This is a genomic window from Saccharothrix coeruleofusca (assembly GCF_017876325.1).
GTDB lineage: Bacteria > Actinomycetota > Actinomycetes > Mycobacteriales > Pseudonocardiaceae > Actinosynnema > Actinosynnema coeruleofuscum.
The window spans coordinates 3,999,423-4,015,169 of sequence record NZ_JAGINV010000001.1 but is presented as its reverse complement, the minus strand read 5'-3'; the positions used below and the strand labels follow the sequence as shown (position 1 = coordinate 4,015,169).

Genomic DNA, 15,747 nt, shown 5'->3' with positions numbered 1-15,747 from the left:
GCCGATGAAGACCACCGGATGGACGACGTCCAGCGGACCTGTGCTTGCCGAAAATGTCGTCCGTGCAGGTCAGGCGGCGTGGTGGTACTCATTGAGGATGCCACCCAGCCGTTGCCATCGGCGGATGTGCATATGGGTGAGCGCTGCTTGATCGGCGGCTGGCTGTGGTAACGCTTGTAGTGGTCCGGCGTTTGAGATGCCCTGGTGGGGTCGGTGGGTGTTGTAGAACCGTTCGTACTCGCGCAGGGCGTGGAGCAGGTGCTGTCGGTTCCGGATCAGCGTTCGGTCGAGGAGTTCGCGACGGCAGCTGCGGATTCAGCGCTTCATGATGGCGTTCATCCGCGGGATGCGGACTGCGCTGGGGACGGCCTGGATGCCGGCGTCGGCGAGGACGGCGTCGAACAACGCCGGGAACTTGCCGTCCCGGTCACGGATCAGGAACCGTGCGGTGCTGCCCGCGTCTTCGAGGTCCATGACGAGGTTCCTGGCGGCCTGGGTGACCCAGGAGGCGGTCGGATGCGCGGTGGCGCCGAGGGCGCGGATCCGGCGGTTGGCGTGCTCGATGACAGCGAGCACGTGCAGGCGGGTGCCGTTCAGGGTGGAGGTGTCGAACAAGTCGCAGGCCGGGAGTGCGTCGACCTGGGAGCGGCGGAAGGCCGGCCAGGTCGTCGTGGTGCGTTCGGGGGGCCAGGTCGATCCCGGCGTCCTCGAGGATCTGCTAGACGGTGAAGGCTGCGATCTTGATGCCGAGGACGGTAATTCACCGTGGATGCGGCGGTAGCCCCAGGTAGGTTTCTCCCGTGCCAGGCGTAGGGCCAGGAGTCGGATCGAGCTGCCGGGACGCGGGGGACGGGACCTGGCAGCGTGACGGCGCGTGAGGAGGTCGCGGTGCCACCGCAGTGCCGTCTCCGGGCGCACCAGCAGTCGGAGCCGACGAAGCGCATCGACCGGGAGTCGGTGCAGCAGCGTCGCGAGGTACGCCCGGTCGCCGGGCGAGAACCGCGGACGCTTTCTACCCAGTTGGCGTTCCAGGGTCGAGATCCGGTGGCGCAGCGCCAAAATCTCCGTGTCCTTGTCCCGGTCGCTCATGGGCAGCAGGCGCAGCAGCGCGAACGTGTTGGTCACGCTCAGATAGGCCAGCCGGAGCAGCACCGCCGATCATCATGCCGTGCTGGCCGACACCACGGCGGATGGCAGCCGTGACCCTGGGCGCCTCGGGCCCCTGGGCGCCGTGCGTCCTCTACTTGCATGGATGAGGTTGTCGGCAGGCACGGCGTCCCGGAGAGCTGTTGTGTTGTGCCGGCACCACCACGTCCGCCGCCGGGACCGTGGGCACAGCTCAGCCAGCGGCGGCGACGAGGTCGTCTCCGGGGAGTTCGATGCTCAACCGGCTGCCTGGGTTGACGATCAGCGTGACGCCGGCCAGGGCGGGGACCAGTTCGCGGCTGGTGGTCTGCATTGGGGCGGCGGCGTCGGGCGGCAGGTGGTCCGGGGCGGAGTAGACGGCGATGAAGCGCCGGCCGGACTGGTCCACGCCCAGGCGCAGGCCGCCGGTGCCGTCCGTCTCCAGGACCAGCGGGCTGTCCAGGACGGCCCGCAGGATCCGGTTCTGGGGCAGCCAGCCCGCCGCGATGAAGCCCAGGACCGTGTCGATCTCCGACTTCGGCTCCGGGAACCCGCGCCTGCGCGGGCCGGGGCGGTAGTCGGGGTTGAGGAAGGTCTCGCCGGTCAGCCTGCCGTCCGGGCCGACCTTGTACGCGCCGAGCAGCGTGGGGGTCGGTGCGCCCTCGATGTAGCGCGGGTCGATGTCCGGGTCGGCGCACCACACCCAGCCGTCCGGGTTCCGCCGCGCCTCTTGGCGCATCGCGTCGGTGACCGGCGGCAGGCCGGGGTGCCCGCTCAGGTCGTCGACCTGGCCTGTGGCCAGGTAGTCCTGGACCGGTTGCGGCAGCACGTAGACGCGGTCGCCGGTCGGAGTCACCGCTGTCACGACGTTCCACGTGCCCTTGAGCCGGTAGCGGTGGAACTCGCGGTCCGACGCCACCTCCTCGGCGTGCACCAGGTTGCCGTCCGGAGCGCCGTAGCGGTGCACGACCAGGTCGGTCACCTGGGTCAGCATGATGCCCGTGAACCGGTGCAGCGGCGGGTCCTGCTCGGAGATCACCTGGTACGGCGACTGCCACGCGGGCAGCTCCTCGTCCAGTTCGTAGCGCAGCGCGTCCTGGTTCACCACCAGTTGGCCGGTGAGGTAGGCGACGGCGTTGCGGACGTCGCCGAAGCGCTCCCGCTTCTGGGTCGACCCGCCCTCGGCCCAGTAGACCTCGTACCAGTCGCCGTCCCGGACCAGGCACCACGCCTGGTCGCGGTGGCCTTCGAGGCTGTAGAAGCGCGGGCTGGTCTGGCAGCGCACGATCACGTCGACGAGCGGGGCGAGCGCCTTGCGCAACGCCGCCTCGACCTGGTCCCGGCCGTACGGCATCCCGCCCATCGCCAGCGCGGCGGCCCGGCCCTTGGCGATCTCGGGCACCACCTCGGGCAGCCGGTAGCGGTTCTGCCGGATGTGGTCGACCAGGGCGAGCGCGGGCGGCACCTGGTGCTCACGCAGGTAGTAGGCCACGGAGGCGGACCACACGAACTGCCCGTCGGTGTGGTGGGTGAGCGGGACGACCTGGTCCTCGCTGTCGCTCAGCAGGTCGCGGACCGAGCCGCGCGAGGACAGCACGACCGGCGCGTTCTCCAGGTAGTGCAGGAGGAGTTCGCGTTCACGGCCGCCGACCATCGGTCGGTACCAGACGCCCTTGCCGTCCTCGATGGCGTCGAACGCGCGCACGATCCGGGTCGTCGTCTCCGACTCCCGCGGCTCCAGGGCGTGGACCCGGCCGCGCTGCTGGACCGCGCCCGCCGCGTGCCACATCCAATCGGGTACGGCCTCGGGTCGCCGGGGCAGCAGGCGCAGTTCGTCGGCGTAGTGCTGGAGCTCGTCCGCGTGGCCAGGGGGGACCTGCCAGTCGGGCTTCCCGTCGATCCAGAACCGTCGCGTGGTCTTGCCTCCCGCGACGAACTCCAACCGCGCGGTGTGCCAGGTGCCCAGAGTGTTGCGGAACTCGCGCAGCCGCAGCCGGTGCAGCCACTGGCCCACCATGACCGGCGCCGCCCACGTCCGGGGCACGTCGTCGTCCAGCGTGACGGTGGCCTCGACCTCCATGCGCCGCGCCACGGCCCGGCACTGCACCGTCAGCCGTCGCCAGCCCTCGGGTGCGAGACCGGCGATCTCCGCCTCGACCCGGTCCCGGATCGGTGCGTGGTCGCGCGGCATCGGGTCGCCGGGCGGCAGCGACGGGTACTGCGGCCACGCGTGGGGCAGCTCCGGCAGTTCCCGCACGGCGACGACGCGGTCGGCGACCAGGTGGCCGTCGAGCGGGTCGAGGTCCAGCCGCTCCGGTTCACCCGCCAGTCGCCACACCCGCGCGTCCAGGACCGTCTCGAACTGCGTGGTCCGGACCTGCTTGACCTGGCGGCCGTCCCGGTCGAGCAGCGGGCCGCGCACGCCCGGCGCGTGGTCGGGCGGCACGAACGCGGTCCCGTCGGGCCCTGGCTCGAACCGGAACGCATCGTTCCCGTCGATCGCGATGTCGAACAGCACGCGGGTCACTCCTGACGTCACCGTGACTCGATGTCCTGGGCCCAGGTCGGGAGGCTCTTGCCCATCTCCTGCATCACTTCCAGCACGTCGCGCAGATCCGCCACGTCCGGCGCGGTCGCGGCGAACCACCGGGACACGCTGTCCCACGACTTCGTGACGGCCTCGCCCTCCACGACGCTCCACACCGGAGGGTCGTCCTGGTCCAGGTCCGCGCCGTCCACAACCTGGTAGGCGTAGCCCTGGTGCGCGGTCAGCGCGAGCAGGCCGTCCGGGTCGGCGAGGTCGTGGTCGAGGCCGCCGAGCGAGGCGATCGCGTGCCGCTTGCGCTCGCCGGTCATCGCGTCGACGCCGAAGGCGGTACCCGCCAGCCACAGACCCGACCGGACCCCGACCAGCCGCAGCACCTCGCGGACGGCCTCGGGGACGCGGGCGACACCCTGCTCGGCGGCCATGCGGTCGATCTGCTCGTCGGACGCGCCCCGCACCGAATCGCGGTGCAGGCCGTCGGCGACCACTCGGTCGAACACGGCGCGGACGCGGTCGTTCGCGCTGGGACTGGGCTGGTTCACAGCGGGTGGAGCCTTTCTCCGGCGCGGTTCACGACTTCCAGGCGCATACCCGGGAAGGCGCGTTCATAGGCTAGCATGACTTTTTTGCACGACAAGCAGACCTGGAAGTCCGGCGGAGTTCCGTCGCGCTTCGCGGACGGCAGGTCGACGACCATTCGCAGATCACCCGAGATATCTCCGGCAGTGAACGGGGTGTAGGTCGCCCCATTCGCTCGGGCTTGTTCCTCGGCGCGTCTGTTGAGTTCCGAGATGGCAAGGTCGACGCGGTCCCGCGTGCGTTCCACTTCGCCCTTGAAACCGTTCTTGTAGTGGTTCTCGTCCACCCTGGCCAGTTCGTCCACCGGCGAACGTGCGCCATTCGCCGTTCGGCGGCCAGCCAGGGTTTTCCCCGTCCGCAGTGTTGCTGGCGAACAGGTTGCCGTTGTAATCCACCCACGCGTGCGTGTTCGGCGCGGTGACCGGAACCCCGAGTTCCTGCACGAGCCGCGCGGCGAAACCGTCGTCGCACCTGCCGGTCTCGCAGCCGACCAGCGTGACGAGGGCGCCGTCCCCACGACGAACTGGCCGGGGATCCGAGGCAACGCCTGGGAGGTGTAGGACTCCCCGAACACCTCCGCCGCCTGCCGGTAACCCTCGACCTGCCCGGACTCCAGCGCCGCGACCACCCGCAGGCGCAGCACCTCCTGCTCGGCAGGCGACAACCGGTGCGCACCCTCGATCTCGACCACCCCCCAGCCTGCGGGCAACCGATCACTTCGATTCAATACGACCAACAGGAGGATGCCGGTCTTGGAAGGGCGGCCGTCCTATCGCACCACGATTGGCCGGATGCGTTCGGGTGCGCTTTCGTCGACGCCAACCGCACATCTTCTGCGGCTACTTCCAGGCTCCGCGCTTCCGCCACGCATCACGTAGGCGACCGGTCGTTTCGCAGAGGTCAGGTGGCGGCTTCCAGTGCGGCGAGGAACGAATCCGTGGAGGCGTTCCAGTCCATGGACGACGCCGTGCGTATTCCTGCTTCGACCAGTCGGTCGCGCAGTCCAGGGTCTCGTATGAGTCTGGTCAACGCCTCGGCCATGGCTCGAGAATCACCTACGTCGACGAGCAGTGAGTTCTGTTCGTGGACGCAGAAATCTTCCACTCCGCCGTTGCGGGTGCTCACGACCGCTGTTCCGCACGCCATGGCCTCGGCGACCGGGAAGCCCCATCCTTCGTGCACGGAACTGCACAGGTGGATCGCACTCGCCCGGTACGCCTGGCTCGCTTGCTCCGGGCCGTTGCGGGCACGCGTGTATCGAATCCAGCCAGGTAGTCGGGAGGGCCGTTTTTCCGGGCCGAAGGCGTTCACCACGAGTTCAGGGTGCTGCTCGCGCACCTGTTCGAGGGCGGCGACGGCGGCGGACGACCCCTTCTGGGGGCCCGTGCCCACCAGGATGCTGACGCTCGTGCCGCGAGGTCGGTCGTGCGTCGGAAGACGGTACGTGGAGTGGTCCAGGCCGTTCTGGACTACCGATAACCTTGCGCGGGGCACGCCCAGTCCTCGGAGGAGGTCGGCGAGGTGGTTCGACACCACGATCTTCGGCACATCGGACCGCAGGACGTCATCGACCAGGGTGGGGTCTTCGACTCCCCAGATTTCGTAACCTTGGACGAGGTGCACCGGACGGCCGTGTCGTTCGGCGAGCCGCGATAACAGACGTGCGGTGGTCCAGTAGGTGGCAATGACCACGTCGGCGTCCGGTAGCCGATCGGGCTCCAGTTTCGGAACCATGGTCATCCGTACGCCGCAGTCGATCGGCATCCACCGCAGCCACTCGGACAACGCGCCTGGGCGTCTGCTGTGCCATCGGTCCCGTGCGATCTCGTACACGTGCCTCAGCGGCTTGTGCCAACCTTCGTACCACTGCTCGTGCACCACCGTGACTTGGTGGCCCCGTTTGGCCAGCCGGTTGGCGTGCTCGTAGACGACCCGGAAGCCGCCGCTCGGCAGTCGTGAGAAAACGGGGAGGATGAATGTGATCCGCATGGCGCAGGTTTCCGCTGTGCTTTCGTTTACGGGGTCAGTTTGATGTTGGGGCCTACTTCGACGTCTGCGCTGTCACTGTCGAAGGCGGCGCCGGTGCTGAGGGTTGGTCCGGCGATGTTGCGGATGGCTTTGGCGCGTTGCAGGGCGATGCGGCGGCCTGTGTCCTCGAGACCGGCGTAGAGGGAGTTCTGCGTGGTCTGGGCGCGGTGTTTGCGGTAGAGCCAGGTGACGGTGCGGTCGTTCCAGCCGTCGGCCAGTTCGGAGATCGCCGCGAGGGCGGCGAGGTCGTCGTCCACCGGGATGCCGGTCCAGCCGCCGATGGCGCGCAGGGTGTCGGTGCGCATCATGAGTCCGCCGCCGTGGACCGGCCAGTTGCCGCCGTGCTGCTCGGCCCACTGGTTGACGTGGCCTGCAGGAATGAGGCCGAAGGGCAACGCGGAGTCCCAGGACTGGCGGGTGCCGTCCTCGAGGAGGTCGTCGGCCGCCCCGACAGCCCAGTGGATGGGGTGCTGTTCGAAGCGGGCGATGAGCGTGGCCAAGGCGTGGGGGAGCAGCACGTCGTCGTGGTCGAGGTTCTGGACGAGCGCGCCGGTGGCACGGGCCAACGCGAGGTTGCGGGTAGCGGCGATGCCCAGTCGTGTGCCGTTGCGGTCGTAGTGGGCGTGGGCGCCGAGCATGTTGGCCAGAACCGGGTTGTCGCCGTCCTCTTGGACGACCCACTCCAGTGACCACCCTGGTGGAAGTTGCTGCGCCTGGACGCTTCGGGCCGCCTCGGCCAGGTGGTGGGCACTGGGACCGTATGCGGCTGTGATCACGGAGATCTTGGGCATGGGATGCCTTCCTCGCGCGGGTGTTGCGATGGTTGGGGCGGACTCAGCGGCACGGCGGTTCGAAGGTGAACTGTGGAATGTGCTGTACCAACGTCTCCTCAGTGAGAACTCCTCGACTGGTGGCGCAGATCCGGTTGGCGGCTGCTCGTGGTCGAGGTTCCACAACCGGGTGACGCCGTCACCGGAACCGGTCGCGACCCAGTGCCCCCTTGGATCGAACACGAACTGGTCCACAGCCAGAGCCAGTCGAGCGGCGTCACCACCGCCCCCTCGGCGTGTGTCGTCACGGCCCGGCGTACCGCGTCGTCGAACTGTTCGGCGCTCTTGCCCACCGGGAGGACTTCCGCCAACTCAGGGACGTTCCGGTTCAGCTGCGCAGGCGGAGAAGAGCCCGGCGTCATGGTTTTCACCAGCCGATCGACCGTGCCGCTCCATCCCGGCGGTCGATCGGTCAGGGCCGTTGCCAAGCCTGCTCGGAGCAGTGATGACTTCCCGACACCGGACGCTCCGGTAACCGCGACAAGACCCCCGCTTCTCATCGCTCGGCGTCGTGGTGTCCGATGCGGCCTCGGCACCATAGTCGCTCACCGGCGCCTTGGGGCTCGCGGAGGCTTCCCGCCACCAGAGCCGCCAGGTCCGCAGGCCGTGCAGCCCTTCCACTGGAGCGCCAGGCGCAGTCCTGCGTGCCCTGTGGATGAGTGGTTTCAGCACGGCGGCCAGCGGGCTGAAGGACGCCGGGACGTCGCGGCCCCTGCGCCAGTCGCTGATCCGCTGCGCCGGCACGGTGATCGGACGTCCGCGGTCATCGGTCTTCCGGGTGGCGCTGATCCATTGGGCTATTCGTCTCAACGGCGGACCGCCCGCTTGCGCGAGCGGCAACGTGAAGCGCTCGGCGAAGAGCCCACGCGCCGGATGCCGCAGGTCCAACTCGTCCACCCAGCCTTCCCCTGTTCCTCGGGTTCCCGTGCTTCAGCTGTCCGGTCCGAACAGCTGCATCCGTTACCTGAGCAGCGCAAACGCGCTTCTGGACGCGATACGCGGTGATCTCCTTGTGATCACAGCATTACATTCTGCATCCAGGCCGGAGAGCCATGGGCGGACCCTCGGTCCGGCCATGACCGCTGCGGTGGAGGTCGGGAGCCTCCACCGCAGGTGGATCCAGGGAGCGTGACCAGTGAGAGGAACTCGACGCCGTGGCGAGGACGGGTGACCGATCAGGCGTCGATGTCGGAAGAAGGGCAGGTGCGGATCATCCCGATCAGCGCCTTGTCGGAAGGGGATTCACCAAGGTCGAAGGGCGTCGACCCTGGGCACGTAAGGACGCTCGCGGAGTCGGAGGACGTCCTTCCACCCATCGTCGTGCACCGCGCCACGATGCGGGTGATCGACGGGATGCACCGGCTTGGGGTGTGGCTGTCGCGCGGGGTGAGACGACGATCCGCGTCAAGTTCTCCGACGGGGATCCTGCGGATGCGTTCGTGCTCGGTGTGCGAGCGAACATCACTCACGGTCTGCCCTTGCCGCTGTCCGCCCGGCACGTCACGAGCGGCCAACCGCAGGTCGCAATTCGAACATTCCGATCACGCGAGACCGTCAATCCGTGGAAGTTGCAAAAAGGGCGCGGAACGATTTCTTCGGAGTTCTTGGACGTCATTCGCCTTGGTTGGTCATCCGGAATAACGCTTCGAGTAGCCGGTGAACTCCCACCGTTCGGGTGAGTGCACCTACCTCCGGGGATTTACTAGTCTGACCCGGTGCGCAGCGGGGAAGTCATAGCCGGTCGGTACCAGCTCGGGGACGTCGTCGGCGCAGGCGGTATGGGAAAGGTCTGGCAGGCCACCGACCTCGAACTCCGCCGGACGGTGGCTCTCAAAGAAACCAGCACCGGCGACGACGAGGAGATCCGCCGTGAAGCCAAGATCGGAGCGGGCCTGCACCACCCCAACGTGATCTCGGTCTTCGACGTGGTCGAGGAGGGCGACCAGCGGTGGCTGGTCATGGAATACCTGCCCGCGCGCAGCCTCGCCGAGATGATCCGGGAGGACGGCCCGATTCCCGCGATCCGCGCGGCTCGAGTCGGCGCGCAGATCGCCACAGCGCTGTCCGCGATGCACGCCAAGGGCATGGTGCACCGGGATGTCACGCCGAGCAACATCCTCGTCGCCGACGACGGCACGGCGAAGCTGATCGACCTGGGCATCACGACGTGGGACCAGGTCACGCGGACCGGAACGCAGCAGAACGCCGGAACTCCCGCCTACATGGCCCCGGAATTGCTCGACGGCCACCACGTCACGCCGGCTGCCGACGTGTACTCGCTGGGGGCCACGCTGCGGACCGCCGTCAGGGGGCACGACGAGGTGAACGGGCGCTTCGCGAACCTCCTGGCGAGGCTGACCGATCCGAGCCCGTCCGGCAGGCCCACCGCGGACGAGGCGGCGAAGCTCCTCACGAGATCCGGGGCGCGGCGACCCTCCCGAGGCGTGCTCGTGGGCGCGGGCGTCGGGATGGTCGCGGTGCTGCTCGCCGCCGTCGTGGTCCTCGTACGCGATTCGGACAGCCCAGACGCCGTGGCCAACGCGCCGGGCTCGTCCCCCCGCGCCGTGCCGCCCGGCGACGACGGCAAGCTGCTGTACGGCGTTGGCGACCAGCTCAACTCCGTCCTGGCGAGCGAACTGGTGCGGGAAACCCCGGTGCGCATGTTGACCACCAATTACCACAAACCCAGCGATCTGTCGAAATTGGCGCCCTGGGGCGACACCGCAGTACCCGAGGCTTATGCGGAGGGCTACGCACTGCACCTGATCGTGTCGGACTGGGAGGTCAACGATCCGGAGATCAGCGTCACCACCTCGTACGGCGTCGGCTGCGGCCGGGCCTACGTGCTCAGTTCCGAATTCCCCCGGCACATGCGCACCCTCGCGCGCATCTTCGCCGGGCAGCCTGACGATCCACCCCTCTACGTCACCGTTTTCCAGGACGTCAACAAGATGGGGTGCAAGGACGGCTACTACGCCGACGAAGCGTCGAGCACGGCGTACTACGAGGCGTTGAAGGATCGCTACCTCGAGGTTTTGCGGATCTTCCACGAGGAGGCGCCCAACTCGCGGGTGGCGCTGGGCTGGGACGCCTGGCAAGCCGGGAGCGACGACCCGAAAACGGGTTACGGCCGATCCATGTTCGGGCACTTCGCCGACGTGCTGGCGGCGTCGGACTTCCAGTCCGTCATCGCCAAGCAACGACTGGGCAATGTGGACGACGTGCGCCAGTCCGTCCGCATCCTCGGCGAGTACGGGCCGGTCATGGTAGCCGCCTACGGCAATGAGAGAACGGACGACATCGTTGACGGGGAGGTCCGGGCGCTGCTGTCCGACACGTCGATCGCCGAACTCATCGGACATCGCCTGTTCGCCTGGAACTTCAACTCCGAGGGGGTGGTGTCCAGGGCGGGCAAAGCTACCCTCGACTTCGTCAAGGACGTCGTGCGCCGCACCGGCAGGGGACCGCAGTAGATTCCGGTACTGCGCTTGCCGAGAATGTCGCCCGTGCAGGTCAGGCGGCGTGGTAGTACTCGTTGAGGATGCTGCCAAGTCGTTGTCGTCGGCGGGTGTCGTGGTGCGTGTCAGACGATGTGGCGCAGGCCGTCGACGAGCAGGTCGATCATGCGGTCGGTGTAGGCGTGGTCGTCCGGTGCGGCGATGCCGCTGAGGACGCGCATCAGGTCCTCCGGGGTGATGTCGGCCCTGATCTCTCCGGCTGCGGCAGCGGTGTTCAGGAACTGCGCGAGCACTGGGGTGAAGCTCTCCAGGAAGTACGCGGGCAGGCCTCGGTAGGCGGGGTCGCCGGAGTGCATGGCGGGTTTGAGCCCGTACTTGTCGGAGATGAATCGTGCGACCTGCCGCATCCATCGGGTCAGCGCCTCGACCGGGTCGTACTGGTCGGCCAAGGAGGCGGCGGTCTCGACGCAGGCGTCGACGTCGTGCCGGAAGACGGCGGTGATCAGGGCCGAGCGATCGGGGAAATGGCGGTAGAAGGTGCCCGCCCCGACGCCGGCCGCGGCGATGATCCGTCGTACGGAGGCGTCCACGCCTTCTGTCGCGAAGACCTCGGTAGCGGCCGCCAGCAAGGCGTCGAGGTTGCGCTGGACGTCCTGCTGCCGACGGGTGCGCGGCGTCTCGGTGGGGTCGGTCGCGATCGGAGGACTCCTTGAACTGCTGAACGATGTTCCGATCCGAATCTACCAGCGGCGGGAACGCTGGTCGTGGATGCGGGCCGACCTCGCGCTCCCACCTCCCTGATCATCTGTCCGTGACCTGATCGGCGTGCTCAGAGCAGCTTGTCGAGCGTGATGGGCAGTTGGCGGACGCGTTTGCCGGTGGCGTTGTAGATCGCGTTCGCGATGGCGGCAGCCGTTCCGTTCATGCTGAGCTCGCCGATACCGCGGGCGCCCAGGGGAGCATGCGGATCGGGGATGCCGGTCCAGATGACGTCGATCTTCGGTACGTCCGCGTGTACGGGGATGTGGTATTCGGCCAGGCTGGGGTTCATGATGCGGGCGGTGCGTTCGTCGTACAGCGTTTCCTCGGTCAGCGCCAGGCCCATCGCCATGATCATGCCGCCGCGGAACTGGCCTGCGGCGGTCCTGGCGTTCATGACCCGCCCGCAGTCCATCGAGCCGAGCAGGCGGCTGACCCTGGTCTCCCCGGTGACGGCGTTGACCCGGACCTCGCAGAACATCGCCCCGTAGGAGTACATCGAGTACCGCTCCGACTCGGTCGGGTTGCCGCCGCTCGCGTCGATGGTGAGTTCGTCACGTCCGGCCCTGGTGAGGATCGAGGCGTAGCTCTCGTGACGTCCGGGGTCGTCGATCTTGGCCAGGCCGCCGTCGCGGGGCGTGACGTCGTCGGCGGTGAGTCCCGCCAGCGGTGAATCCCCACGCACGAGCTTGAGCAACTCGGCCACCACCTCGTGCGTGGCCGCGACCATGGTCGCGGCGACGGTGGTGGTCTGACTTGACCCGACGCCCGGCACCAGACCGGGGAGCGCCGAGTCGGCGAGACGGAGCTCGACCTGCTCCGGGCGGAGCGCCAGCTGCTCGGCGATGATCTGGGTCTGCACGGTGGCGGTACCCATGCCCGCGTCGTGCGCGGCGATGGCGACCTCGACGGTGCCGTCGCCTGCCAGTGTGAGTCGCGCCGATCCACCGGGCTCGCGAGCGTACATGTGCGAACCGGCCCCGCAGCCCATGCCGATCAGCCAGTCACCCTCGCGAACCGCGCGGGGGGTGGGGTTGCGTCGTTCCCAGCCGAACCGCTTGGCGCCTGCCCGCCATGCCTTGACGATGTTGCGCGAGGAGAACGGCAGGCCGCTGAGCGGATCGGTCGCGGGTTCGTTGCGGATCCGCAGCTCGATCGGATCCATGCCGAGGGCGACGGCCACCTCGTCCACCGCGCTCTCGAGCGCGAAACTGCCGACCGCTTCTCCCGGCGCGCGCATGGCGGCGTTGGCGACCATGTCCAGGTACGCCCACTGGAGGTCGATCTTCAAGGTGTCCGTCGCGTAGGAGCTGTAGCTGACGAACTGGGCCAGTTCCGGATGTGGGCTGCCGGGGATGTGGGTGGAGGTGCCGGTGTGGATCAGTGCGACGAAGCGGCCGTCGCGCGCGGCGCCGATGGCCAACCGCTGCTCGGTGAGCGCACGTCCGCCGACCAGCCGGTACACACCCGCGCGGGAGAGCGCGAGCCGCACCGGCCTGCCTGCCAGCCGGGACGCCGCCGCGGCCAGCACCTGGTGCGTCCCCATGAACTTCCCGCCGAACGCGCCACCGACGTACGGCGAGGTCACGTGGACCTGGTGCTCGTCGATCCCCAGCATGGTGGCGAGCGACCAGGCGTTGTGCGCCACGGACTGCGACGCGTCGTGCACCTCGAGTTCGTCGCCGTGCCAGGCCACGGTAACCGCATGCGGCTCGATGGCGTTGTGGTTCTGGTACGGCGTGTGGAAGGTGGCGTCCACGGACACCGCCGCCGTCGCCAGCGCGGCTTCCGCGTCGCCGATCTCGATGTGCACCGGTTGGCCGCCGAGCATGGCGGTCTCGGTTCCGTTCGCCTTCGCTTGGGCGAACGAGGTGGTCGCGGCTTCCGCTTCACAGGTCGCTCGGACCAGCGAGGCGGCGTAGTCGGCCTGCTCCTGCGTCTCGGCCAGTACGACAGCGATCGGCTGACCGTTCCAGCGGATCCGGTCGTCCTGCATGATCGGCAGGGCGTCGTTGCCCGCTGCCTTCTCGCTCGATGCCCACGGCATCATCGGCTTCATCCGGGGTGCGTTGTAGTGGGACATCACGTGCACGAAGCCGGGTGCGGACTCCGCCGCGCTCGTGTCGATCGCGACGATGCGGCCCTTGGCGATGGTGCTGAACACCAGTGCGGCGTAAACCATGCCGTGGAATGCGAACTCGGCGGCGTAGGGCGCCGCGCCGCGCACCTTCAGCGGCCCTTCGGTCCGGGGGAGTGGGGCTCCGATCCACTCTTGGCTCGGCGGTCCGGACCGAGTCCGCGCGGGTGCGCTCGGACGGGCGGCACTGGCGATGCCGGATGGACCGGAGAGCGCCGACACGACGACACCCATGCCTGCGGCGCCGAGCACCCTGCGTCGCGTCAGCGACGGACCACCGCGTTCAGGTGAAGTCCATCCGCCCTGGCGAGCGTGTAGTTGGTCGGAGACGTTCTCGTCTGTCACGTCATCAGGCGTCTGGCTGCTCATCGCGTTCCTCCTGCCAGCTCGCTGAGCACGGCGGTGATGGTCCGCGTGGCGAGCTCGATCTTGAATCCGTTGTCGCGCAACGGTTTGGCAGCCATCAGTTCGGCCTCAGCCGCGGCGCGGAAGGCCCGTGTGGTGGCTGGACCTCCGGTGAGTGCGGCCTCGGCCTCATGGGCGCGCCATGGCTTGTGCGCGACCCCGCCCAGCGCGATTCGCACGTTCCTGACTTCGCCGCCTCGCACGTCGAGGGCAGCGGCGACCGACACCAGCGCGAAGGCGTAGCTCGCCCGGTCGCGTACCTTGCGGTACGTCGAGCGCCTCGCCCAGGGCAGCGGCGGTAGTTCGACCGCCGTGATCAATTCGCCCCGACCGAGAACAGTCTCGACCTCGGGGTGGTCGCCCGGCAGCCGGTGCAGTTCGGTCAGCGGCACTTTGCGGGCACCAGCGGGCCCGTCCAGGTGCACCACCGCATCGAGGGCAGCGAGTGCTACACACATGTCCGACGGATGCGTCGCGACGCACGCCGACGAGGCGCCGAGGATCGCATGCGTGCGGTTGAACCCCTCGATCGCATCGCAGCCCTGCCCTGGGTTTCGCTTGTTGCAGCGCGAACCCCCGGCGTCGTAGAAGTAGGCGCATCGCGTGCGCTGCAGCATGTTGCCGCCCACAGTCGCCATGTTGCGGATCTGTCCCGAGGCACCCGCCACTACCGCCCGAGACAGCACGGGACTTTGCGTGCGGACCTCGCGATGCGTGGCCAGTTCGGTGTTGCGCACCGCGGCGCCGATCAGCAGGCCGCCGTCGCGGAGCCGTTTGATGTCCGAGGACAGGCCGGTCACGTCGACCAATGCCGTCGGTTGCTCGATGGTCTCGCGCATCAGGTCGACGAGGTTCGTGCCACCGCCGATGTACTTGGCACCCGGCGCCGCGCCCGCTCGCAGTGCCTCTGCCACATCGCCTGCTCGCGCGTAGGTGAACGGTTTCATCGCGCGACCCTCCGGGCCTTCGTGCTGCTCCGAGGCGAGAGCTGGCCCGCCCGATGCGTTTGCGCGATCGCCGAGACGATTCCGTTGTGCGCGCCGCAGCGGCACAGGTTGCCGCTCATCCGCTCGCGCAGCTCGTCATCGGTGAGCTCGATCCGCTTCGCCGACAGATCGCCGGTGACGTGGCTGGGTACGCCGCGTTCGAGCTCGCCTGCCATTCCGATCGCCGAGCAGATCTGGCCGGGCGTGCAGTATCCGCACTGGAATCCGTCGTGCTCGATGAACGCCTGCTGCAACGGGTGCAGCCCGTCCTCGCCGGCCAAGGCGTCGATGGTGACGACATCTCGTCCTGTGTACTGGACTGCAAGAGCGAGGCACGAGACGATGCGCTCGTCGTCGACGAGCACGGTGCACGCGCCACACCCGCCCTGGTTGCACCCCTTCTTCGTGCCGTGGAGGCCGAGCGTCTCACGGAGGAGGTCGAGGAGGGAGACACGTGGGTCGTCGGGTGGTGGGACCGGGGTGCCGTTGATGCGGATCGCTCCGCTTTTCGCGTACATCTTCGTTCCCTGAATCCTTTGTTCGGATGGGTGCCGATGTCGGTGCCGGGCGGGACCATCTCGTCGATCCGGTCGAGGATGTCGTCGGAGAGGACGACGCCCATCCCCGCGAGCGGGTCGTCCAGGTGCTCCGTGGTGCGAACGCCGAGCAGCGCGCTCGTCACCGCCGGGTGCGAGATCGCGAAGGCCATCGCGAGGTGGGGCGTCGAGTCGGCGGAGTCGACCAGGTTGATCCCGGCATCGAGCGCCCTGGGGTGATCTTGAGCGAATCCTCGGGATCAGGGTTGCCGACCTGAGTGGCGAACATCAGCGTGCCAAGCCCGCAAGGGTCGACCTTGATGCCGGTCCGGCCGAGGTCGCGATGGCGCACGGGACTC

General features: G+C 68.5%; 14 protein-coding genes. 2 read left to right on the top strand and 12 right to left on the bottom strand.

What is annotated here, in order from left to right:
- Nucleotides 1-69: 69 nt before the first annotated feature.
- From JOF41_RS37145 to JOF41_RS38630, 8 genes are all read right to left on the bottom strand, one after another.
- Nucleotides 70-258, bottom strand: coding sequence for a hypothetical protein (locus tag JOF41_RS37145; RefSeq protein ID WP_244991264.1), 189 nt, complete (start codon nt 256-258; stop codon nt 70-72).
- Between the two features lie 57 nt (nt 259-315).
- Complete coding sequence (locus JOF41_RS37140) at nt 316-1,152, bottom strand: integrase (RefSeq protein WP_244989614.1); 837 nt, start codon at nt 1,150-1,152, stop codon at nt 316-318.
- A gap of 187 nt (nt 1,153-1,339) precedes the next feature.
- Nucleotides 1,340-3,643, bottom strand: a complete 2,304-nt coding sequence (locus JOF41_RS17775) for an SseB family protein (RefSeq protein WP_209620450.1) — start codon at nt 3,641-3,643, stop codon at nt 1,340-1,342.
- Between the two features lie 17 nt (nt 3,644-3,660).
- Nucleotides 3,661-4,170, bottom strand: a complete 510-nt coding sequence (locus JOF41_RS17770; protein ID WP_307867448.1) for a hypothetical protein — start codon at nt 4,168-4,170, stop codon at nt 3,661-3,663.
- Between the two features lie 204 nt (nt 4,171-4,374).
- Entirely contained in the window at nt 4,375-4,743 is a 369-nt protein-coding gene (locus JOF41_RS38800) for a DUF8616 domain-containing protein (RefSeq protein ID WP_504739849.1), read from the bottom strand.
- 406 nt (nt 4,744-5,149) lie between these two features.
- The gene (locus JOF41_RS17760) at nt 5,150-6,238 is read right to left on the bottom strand and encodes a glycosyltransferase family 4 protein (protein WP_209620441.1); all 1,089 of its coding nucleotides are present in this window, start codon (nt 6,236-6,238) and stop codon (nt 5,150-5,152) included.
- A 26-nt stretch (nt 6,239-6,264) separates the two neighbouring features.
- A complete protein-coding gene (locus JOF41_RS17755) occupies nt 6,265-7,068 on the bottom strand; it encodes a glycosyltransferase family 2 protein (RefSeq protein WP_209620439.1) in 804 nt (267 codons plus the stop codon).
- A gap of 98 nt (nt 7,069-7,166) precedes the next feature.
- Nucleotides 7,167-7,607: an nSTAND1 domain-containing NTPase gene (locus tag JOF41_RS38630; protein ID WP_372448485.1), complete on the bottom strand. Its 441-nt coding sequence runs from the start codon at nt 7,605-7,607 to the stop codon at nt 7,167-7,169.
- Between the two features lie 1,215 nt (nt 7,608-8,822).
- Between JOF41_RS38630 and JOF41_RS17745 the strand changes: the two genes are divergently transcribed.
- Nucleotides 8,823-10,580: a serine/threonine-protein kinase gene (locus JOF41_RS17745; RefSeq protein WP_209620433.1), complete on the top strand. Its 1,758-nt coding sequence runs from the start codon at nt 8,823-8,825 to the stop codon at nt 10,578-10,580.
- A 110-nt stretch (nt 10,581-10,690) separates the two neighbouring features.
- Here the strand turns inward: JOF41_RS17745 and JOF41_RS17740 are convergent, their stop codons facing one another.
- The 4 genes from JOF41_RS17740 to JOF41_RS17725 all read right to left on the bottom strand — a co-directional run bounded on the left by JOF41_RS17740 (nt 10,691) and on the right by JOF41_RS17725 (nt 15,370).
- Nucleotides 10,691-11,194, bottom strand: coding sequence for a TetR/AcrR family transcriptional regulator (locus JOF41_RS17740; RefSeq protein ID WP_189225962.1), 504 nt, complete (start codon nt 11,192-11,194; stop codon nt 10,691-10,693).
- Between the two features lie 200 nt (nt 11,195-11,394).
- The gene (locus tag JOF41_RS17735) at nt 11,395-13,830 is read right to left on the bottom strand and encodes a xanthine dehydrogenase family protein molybdopterin-binding subunit (protein WP_209620430.1); all 2,436 of its coding nucleotides are present in this window, start codon (nt 13,828-13,830) and stop codon (nt 11,395-11,397) included.
- Nucleotides 13,827-14,813 (bottom strand): FAD binding domain-containing protein, encoded by a 987-nt coding sequence (locus tag JOF41_RS17730; protein ID WP_209620427.1) that lies wholly within the window; start codon nt 14,811-14,813, stop codon nt 13,827-13,829. Before JOF41_RS17730 ends, JOF41_RS17735 begins: the two co-directional genes overlap by 4 nt.
- Nucleotides 14,810-15,370: a 2Fe-2S iron-sulfur cluster-binding protein gene (locus JOF41_RS17725; protein WP_209620425.1), complete on the bottom strand. Its 561-nt coding sequence runs from the start codon at nt 15,368-15,370 to the stop codon at nt 14,810-14,812. The genes JOF41_RS17730 and JOF41_RS17725 overlap by 4 nt, the downstream gene beginning before the upstream one ends.
- Before the next feature lie 26 nt (nt 15,371-15,396).
- Here JOF41_RS17725 and JOF41_RS38625 point away from each other — a divergent pair, with 26 nt between their 5' ends.
- Nucleotides 15,397-15,666, top strand: coding sequence for a hypothetical protein (locus JOF41_RS38625; protein ID WP_209620422.1), 270 nt, complete (start codon nt 15,397-15,399; stop codon nt 15,664-15,666).
- The last annotated feature ends 81 nt before the right edge of the window (nt 15,667-15,747 follow it).

Coding starts and splice junctions, on each gene's coding strand:
- JOF41_RS17725 (WP_209620425.1), bottom strand. CDS start 15,370: ATGTACGCGAAAAGCGGAGCGATCCGCATCAACGGCACCCCGGTCCCA.
- JOF41_RS17730 (WP_209620427.1), bottom strand. CDS start 14,813: ATGAAACCGTTCACCTACGCGCGAGCAGGCGATGTGGCAGAGGCACTG.
- JOF41_RS38625 (WP_209620422.1), top strand. CDS start 15,397: ATGGGTGCCGATGTCGGTGCCGGGCGGGACCATCTCGTCGATCCGGTC.
- JOF41_RS17760 (WP_209620441.1), bottom strand. CDS start 6,238: ATGCGGATCACATTCATCCTCCCCGTTTTCTCACGACTGCCGAGCGGC.
- JOF41_RS17755 (WP_209620439.1), bottom strand. CDS start 7,068: ATGCCCAAGATCTCCGTGATCACAGCCGCATACGGTCCCAGTGCCCAC.
- JOF41_RS17735 (WP_209620430.1), bottom strand. CDS start 13,830: ATGAGCAGCCAGACGCCTGATGACGTGACAGACGAGAACGTCTCCGAC.
- JOF41_RS38630 (WP_372448485.1), bottom strand. CDS start 7,607: ATGAGAAGCGGGGGTCTTGTCGCGGTTACCGGAGCGTCCGGTGTCGGG.